Raw genomic sequence first — 303 nt, 5'->3', positions numbered from 1 at the left:
ACCTCCGCTGCTGCAGAGAGCATACCGGATCTCATATACGTGAATGAAGATATCGCAGTCAGATTCCTGCCGGACCCCGGTATTTATGAACAATATTCCCCGTATGAAATTGGTATATCAGGCGATGGTCAGTCGCTCCTCTATAAAAACCAGAAAGTAAAGCTTTTTACAGATTCTAATGAGAAGGAAGCATTTTATTATGATGAGGCCGGAACGGTGAATCTGAAAGTGGAACGTGATTCCTCCGGAGGCGTCACCGGTGTCAGCGTGATGTCCGAGAAGGAGGCACAGAAATGCTGTGCC

General features: G+C 47.2%; 1 pseudogene. It reads left to right on the top strand.

Annotated features, from left to right (window positions below):
- Positions 1–303: pseudogene (locus NE473_RS31190) on the top strand (M56 family metallopeptidase); the annotation flags it as partial.

The sequence above is a fragment of the Hungatella sp. SL.1.14 genome (assembly GCF_024460495.1).
In the GTDB taxonomy this organism is placed as follows: Bacteria; Bacillota; Clostridia; order Lachnospirales; family Lachnospiraceae; genus Hungatella; species Hungatella hathewayi.
Note: the sequence above shows the minus strand (reverse complement) of the source record. Positions and strands in the feature narration are given on the sequence as shown.